The 6,000-nt window shown below is 42.2% G+C and carries 7 protein-coding genes and 1 pseudogene; 3 read left to right on the top strand and 5 right to left on the bottom strand.

Going from position 1 to position 6,000, the window contains the following annotated elements:
• Positions 1 to 790: pseudogene (locus ACTJJQ_RS00220) on the bottom strand (BclA C-terminal domain-containing protein); the annotation flags it as partial.
• A 174-nt stretch (positions 791 to 964) separates the two neighbouring features.
• Here ACTJJQ_RS00220 and ACTJJQ_RS00215 point away from each other — a divergent pair.
• Positions 965 to 1,984 carry an LLM class flavin-dependent oxidoreductase gene (locus tag ACTJJQ_RS00215; RefSeq protein ID WP_024719427.1) on the top strand — a complete coding sequence of 340 codons (1,020 nt, stop codon included), beginning with the start codon at positions 965 to 967 and terminating at the stop codon, positions 1,982 to 1,984.
• 38 nt (positions 1,985 to 2,022) lie between these two features.
• On the opposite strand, the gene ACTJJQ_RS00210 is transcribed toward ACTJJQ_RS00215, so the two are convergent.
• A complete protein-coding gene (locus ACTJJQ_RS00210) occupies positions 2,023 to 2,643 on the bottom strand; it encodes an acetate uptake transporter (protein ID WP_007499188.1) in 621 nt (206 codons plus the stop codon).
• Positions 2,644 to 2,791: 148 nt separating this feature from the next.
• Between ACTJJQ_RS00210 and ACTJJQ_RS00205 the strand changes: the two genes are divergently transcribed.
• Entirely contained in the window at positions 2,792 to 3,613 is an 822-nt protein-coding gene (locus ACTJJQ_RS00205; RefSeq protein ID WP_440599853.1) for a uroporphyrinogen-III synthase, read from the top strand.
• Between the two features lie 39 nt (positions 3,614 to 3,652).
• Here ACTJJQ_RS00205 and ACTJJQ_RS00200 read toward each other — a convergent pair whose 3' ends face one another.
• From ACTJJQ_RS00200 to ACTJJQ_RS00190, 3 genes are read right to left on the bottom strand one after another with little or no spacing between them, the layout of a single operon-like run.
• Positions 3,653 to 4,255 carry a DedA family protein gene (locus ACTJJQ_RS00200; protein ID WP_007499192.1) on the bottom strand — a complete coding sequence of 201 codons (603 nt, stop codon included), beginning with the start codon at positions 4,253 to 4,255 and terminating at the stop codon, positions 3,653 to 3,655.
• A 53-nt stretch (positions 4,256 to 4,308) separates the two neighbouring features.
• On the bottom strand, positions 4,309 to 5,190 hold the full coding sequence (gene galU, locus ACTJJQ_RS00195) for a UTP--glucose-1-phosphate uridylyltransferase GalU (RefSeq protein ID WP_440599852.1): 882 nt from the start codon (positions 5,188 to 5,190) through the stop codon (positions 4,309 to 4,311).
• Positions 5,191 to 5,194: 4 nt separating this feature from the next.
• Complete coding sequence (locus tag ACTJJQ_RS00190; RefSeq protein WP_039167903.1) at positions 5,195 to 5,602, bottom strand: GtrA family protein; 408 nt, start codon at positions 5,600 to 5,602, stop codon at positions 5,195 to 5,197.
• Between the two features lie 167 nt (positions 5,603 to 5,769).
• On the opposite strand from ACTJJQ_RS00190, the gene ACTJJQ_RS00185 reads away from it, so the two are divergent.
• A complete protein-coding gene (locus ACTJJQ_RS00185; RefSeq protein ID WP_008346618.1) occupies positions 5,770 to 6,000 on the top strand; it encodes an excisionase family DNA-binding protein in 231 nt (76 codons plus the stop codon).

Below are 6,000 nucleotides of genomic sequence, written 5' to 3'. Positions count from 1 at the left end.
CAGTCGGACCGGTTGAACCTGTGATACCTGTAGCACCAGTAGCTCCGGTAGCACCTGTGATACCTGTAGCACCAGTAGATCCAGTTGCACCTGTGATTCCCGTTGCCCCAGTAGGTCCGGTTGCACCAGTAATTCCTGTAGCTCCAGTGCTGCCCGTTACTCCAGTAGAACCTGGAGCACCAGGTGCTGCCAAAAGCGTATAATCCGGGGACGTATCTGGCGTACCTAAAGGTGGAGCAGAGTTCACAATATACGTACCACCTTCATAAGTGACCACTTGACCGACTGAATACATTGATGCTCTTTCTGGATCATATGTTTCAATACCACTTAATCCTACCCCTGTAGGGCCAGTTGGGCCAGTTTTCCCAGAAGCCGCCAAAAGGGTATAGTCGGGGGAAAGTCCAGGTATTCCTGAGGGAGCATCTACCTTAGCAATATAAGTACTGCCATTATACGTGACAACTTGACCAGCCTCGTAATCTTGTGATTGTGAGGGGTTAAAAGGGAGGACACCGGTTAATCCGCCAGCAGGTCCGGTTGGTCCGGTAGGCCCAACCGGACCTGCTGGGCCTCTTCGTCCAACCCTTTGAATTATTTTTGATTGTTTTTCTCCTTTTGCACAAGACGGATCCCCTTGAGGTCTGTTTTGTTTTGAATGTTCTTGTTTAATAAAAGGACAGTCTCTTCTTTGAGGACGGTCATGACGTGATCTTTTGTAATGAGGCTGCTCATGATATCTACCGCAAAAGGGACATTTGTGATCGAATTGATTGTACAAATTGCCCATCTCCTAAAATTGATATTTCATTCTATGTACGAATTTTTAAATCGGAAGTAAAACCTAGAAAATTCATCATTTCGAAAATCATCGAATCAAATCATTTAAAAGTTAAATCGTTTTATGTTATGGTGTTGAAAGAATGAAACTAGTATGATTTTTGAAAGAAATGGGGCATCATGTATGAGTCAATCAGTTTTACAACGTGCAGCATATTCCGTGTTAAATTTATCCTCTGTAACAGAAGGTGGCACAATCAAAGAGTCATTTGAACATAGTATGGATTTAGCAAAAAAAGCTGAGAAGTGGGGCTACCATAGATATTGGCTTGCGGAGCATCATAATATGGAAGGGGTTGCGAGTTCAGCAACATCCGTCTTGATTGGACATATTGCTGGAGGGACTGAAAAGATCCGCGTTGGTTCTGGGGGGATTATGCTTCCAAACCATTCTTCACTCGTCATTGCAGAACAATTTGGAACACTGGAGACTTTGTATCCAGGGAGAATTGATTTAGGTCTTGGCAGGGCACCAGGAACAGATCAGTTAACGGCAAGGGCACTTAGACGTAATCTTCATAATGGGGAGGATTTCCCTGAGCAGCTTGAAGAACTTCGGCAATATTTCAAACCGACTGGTCAGGTCAAAAAACATGTAAGAGCCGTTCCGGGAGAAGGATTGGATATCCCGATTTGGCTTCTTGGTTCAAGTGGTTTTAGTGCAAGGCTTGCAGGAGAACTGGGACTGCCATTTGCCTTTGCGGCACATTTCTCCCCTAAAAATACCATTCCTGCTTTAGAATTATACAGACAGTCATTTCAACCTTCAGATGTGTTAAAAGAACCTTATGCGATGGTTGGTGTGACGGTTTTTGCTGCTGATCAAACAGAGCGGGCTGAATATTTGGCGACGTCTCATTATCAGCGCTTCTTGAGCCTCATTCGCAATACACCAGGAAAACTCAAAGCCCCTGTTGAAAGTATGGATGGGCTATGGAGTCCATATGAGAAGGCGATGGTGGACGAACAATTAAGTTCGACGATGATCGGGGATAAACAAAAGGTGAAAAAAGAGTTAGAAGCCTTTATTGAGGCGACTCAAGCAGATGAAGTCATGATTAATTCTGATATGTTTGACCATCAAGAAAGAATGCGTTCCTATGAAATCATTGCAGAGATATTTCAAGAGGAACAAGAAAAATAAGAATAAAAAAAGAACTGCCAAGAGCAGTTCTTTTTTATTTATGCTTTAGTAAACACGCGAAATGGTTGTCCAACTGGCAGTACTGTACGACCAAAATGTGTATTCAGCACAACAGCTGCAGAACCATAAAATGAAAGAAGAGAAATAATCAATTCTGCAATACCAGCCATCGTATGAGTCACATCGTACATCACACCAAACGAGCTTAGGGACAGGCCAATGAATAAGAAATCAATAAAGACGAAAATCAAAAACAATACTTTATGTGTTTCCATTGCACCGATCGTCATAAATAAGCTGAAAATCAAATAACCAATAAAAGCAAAACCTAGTTGTTTTGGGTCCGCAGCTCCCGCAAGCGTTTTCCCAAAAACGCCAGCTTGAATGAGCCAAGTGGTTCCAACGCCCATCCAAAAAAGACCGAATGCGCCGAAGGCAGTGGCTCCAAAAATATTATGATGCTTTGAATCTTGTATGGACGCGATCAGCTGCGCGATTCCTCCAAGGAAGATAGCCCAAGGTAAAATGAGAGATGTGCCATCTGTGATTCCTAGTTTTTGTGAAGACGCAACAAGCGTCACCATTGCTAAACCAAACAAACCAAGTGGTGTTGGGTCTGCGATTGATAATCGAATTGCTTGAACATTCTGTTTTTCCATAATGACCTCCTACAATTTGCACTTACAAAAGATACTCGAATTCGATAGAAACGTCAAGCTCTTTTTTAGTAGACACTTGCAACGTCTTCCAAATAAATCTATATTTAATACAATACATCATACATGTGATAGAAAAAGAGGGATGAGAATGAATAAAGGCTTAGCTGGAAAGACCATTGCCATATGCGGAACAAGAAAAACAGAAGAAATGCGTACACTTGTTGAAAAGCAAGGAGGACAAGCTGTTATTCGTTCTCTTCAGGGCACTGTATTTTTAGCCAAAGAGGAATTGAAGCCAGGCATAGAAATCTTTGTAAAGAAGGGAGCTGATTGGGTCATTTTAACAACGGGTATCGGCACAGACACATTAATTGAAAGTGCAGAAGAGCTGCAGCTTGGAGAAGCTTTTATGAACATTTTATCAAGTGCCCATATCGCTTCAAGAGGATACAAAACGTTCGCGGCTCTAAAAAAACACGGCATTCAGCCAGATGTTTCTGATGAAGATGGAACCGTTCGTGACCTCATTTCAAAGTTAGAAGACAAAGAACTTCAAGGTAAACGGGTCATGGTGCAGCTTCACGGCGAAAATGCACCAGCTCTCATTGATTTTTTACATCACAAAGGAGCAGACGTTTTGCAGCTCATGCCATATCAGCACACACCCCCTGAACCAGAGGCGGCGGACACTTTGCTTCAAGAAATGAAAGAAGGGAAGGTCCATGCCGTTTGTTTTACAACCGCTGTTCAGGTTCATGCCTTTTTCAAACTAGCAGAAGAATGGGGCAAAAAAGAAGAATTGCAACATCTATTCGAGCAGCATGTATTAGCTGTAGCTGTTGGAAAAGTCACAGCTGAAGCATTAAAAGAACAGGGGATAAGCCGCATTCTAGCCCCTTCACTTGAAAGAATGGGTGCAATGATTATGGAATTATCTCAATATATGAAAAAACAATCGACGCACGCATAGAAAAAACGCCTTTCACATGACGAGTGAAAGGCGTTTTCGTTAGATTGTCCGTTTTCGATTTGTGCGAATTTTTTTCAAAACGAAATACAGTACGATCAGAACGATGGCAATGACCATAATTGGTGTTGTATACGTGTGAGCGACACTTTGAATGTGGTCCCATTTTGTCCCAAGCTGCATTCCAAGATAAATAAATAGAATGGACCAAGGGATGGCGGCTAATCCGGTCAATAGAACAAATTTGAGAAATGGCATCTTTGCAATACCAGCTGGAATCGAGATCGCATGGCGCACGACTGGGATAAAACGAGCTGTAAATACGACACCCGTTCCATATCGGTCAAACCAGCGTTCTGCCGTGGCAATATGATGCTCATGGATGAATAAATACTTCCCATACTTTGTTAAAAAAGGTCTTCCGCCATAAAGGCCGATCCAGTAAATAAAGCACTGGGCAAGTGTTCCTCCAATAACCCCAGCGATGACGGCTCCAACAAACCCAATGCTTCCTGTTGACACCATATATCCGCCGTAGGCAAGTACAATTTCACTCGGAATAATTTCAATCATCAGTCCGAGTGCAACACCTGCGTAACCAAGGCTTGTCAGCCAGGTTAAAATTTCATTAAACAAGGTTCCCATTCATTTCACTCTGCCTTTAAATACGAATTTTCTTCAAGCATCCTTATAAGAGCCTATGCTTGTTTTGCTTCTCTCATGAGTATGCTTTGCATATATGCTAGCATGGCTGGCCGCATATCATGACGCATTAATCCAATTTCAGCCGCTGCCTTAAATGAGCCCAGCTTATCACCAACGTCAAATCTCATCCCATCTAATTGTTTTGCATAAATGGGTGATTCATGTGCAATGATTTTCAGCGCATCTGTCAGCTGGATTTCGTTCCCAGCACCTCTCTCGATTCCTTGTAGAATAGGAAAAATCAATGGTGTTAACAGATACCTGCCCATCACGGCTAAATCGGAAGGAGCTTCATGAATAGCTGGCTTTTCCACTAAGTCTGTGACTTCAAACACTTGGCCGTCTACTCTAGCTGGTCTTATCATACCATACTTACTGACATCTAGACGATCCACTTGCTGGACGCCAATGACCTCTCTTTGTTTGTCTTCAAAGACTTCCATGAGCTGAGAGAGTGCAGGTCTTTCTGACACCATGACATCAACACCTAAAAGCACCGCAAAAGGATCATTGCCAGTAAAATGACGTGCACATAATACCGCATGTCCAAGACCTAAGGGCTCCTTTTGACGAATATAATGAATATTGGCCATATCCGCAATATGTTTGATTTCAGCCAGCTGTTCTTTTTTTCCTTTTTCAAGCAAATTCTGTTCTAGCTCAATCGAACGGTCAAAGTGATCTTCAATCGATTTTTTATTTCTTCCTGTGATAATCAGTATATCTTCAATGCCTGATTGAACAGCCTCCTCAACTATGTATTGAATGGCGGGTTTGTCGATAATCGGCAGCATTTCCTTTGGCTGTGCTTTCGTTGCGGGTAAAAAACGTGTGCCTAATCCGGCTGCTGGTATAACGGCTTTTTTGATGTTCATTGAATCATCGCTCCATTTCTGATCGTTTGTTTTCTGATGGAAACACCCATAGGCGGCTTCCAGTAAAAGTGATCATCATGCCAAGAAGGGTACCAATCGCTTTACTAATGAATAATGAGAAACCTGCTTGCTGCATGACATATAAGACAACATAGGTGAGGAGACACGCTGCGCCGTTGACTGTGGCCCACTTGATCCATTCCCACCTGTCCGCTTTCTTTTTTACTTGGAACGTCCATTTTCGATTCCAAACATAACTGTTCAGCATTCCTGCTGTATAGGACAGGCACTGTGCAAGAAAAGAGGGAACAAAGCAAGCAGTGAAAAAAAAGAAGAACAGAAAGTCAATCATCGTATTGCTTGCGCCTACAGTTAAAAATGTGGCATAGGTCCGAATATTTTTCTTTGTCATGCGAAGGATCATCACCTCCTAGTGTTTGAGTGGGTGTATGAATACTGTACAAAAGCGAGTTGACGATTCAGTGAAGAAAAGATGAAAAAAACATGAACAAGCGATATCTGTTTTTTCACCAGCTCGTGATATAATTTGTAAGATGAAACGAACGGTGGTGCACATGCATGTATTTAACAATTGGAGAAACAGCTGAATACTTAGAAGTATCAGAAGCATATGTTGAAAAATTAATCCAGCAAAAAAAGATTCGTTACGTATTTGACGGGGAATCGTATCTCATTTATCAAGGGCAGTTTCAAACCCATATGAAACAGCTAGAACAATATAAAGAGCTCATTCAAGACATCTTAAATGAACCAATCCCTGAGGACCCGGACGTAAAAGATGAAGATTAA

It is taken from the genome of Bacillus sp. 22483 (assembly GCF_052044605.1).
GTDB classification, from domain to species: domain Bacteria; phylum Bacillota; class Bacilli; order Bacillales; family Bacillaceae; genus Bacillus; species Bacillus altitudinis.
The sequence above is the reverse complement of the archived record's forward strand: the minus strand, read 5'-3'. Positions and strand labels throughout refer to the sequence as shown.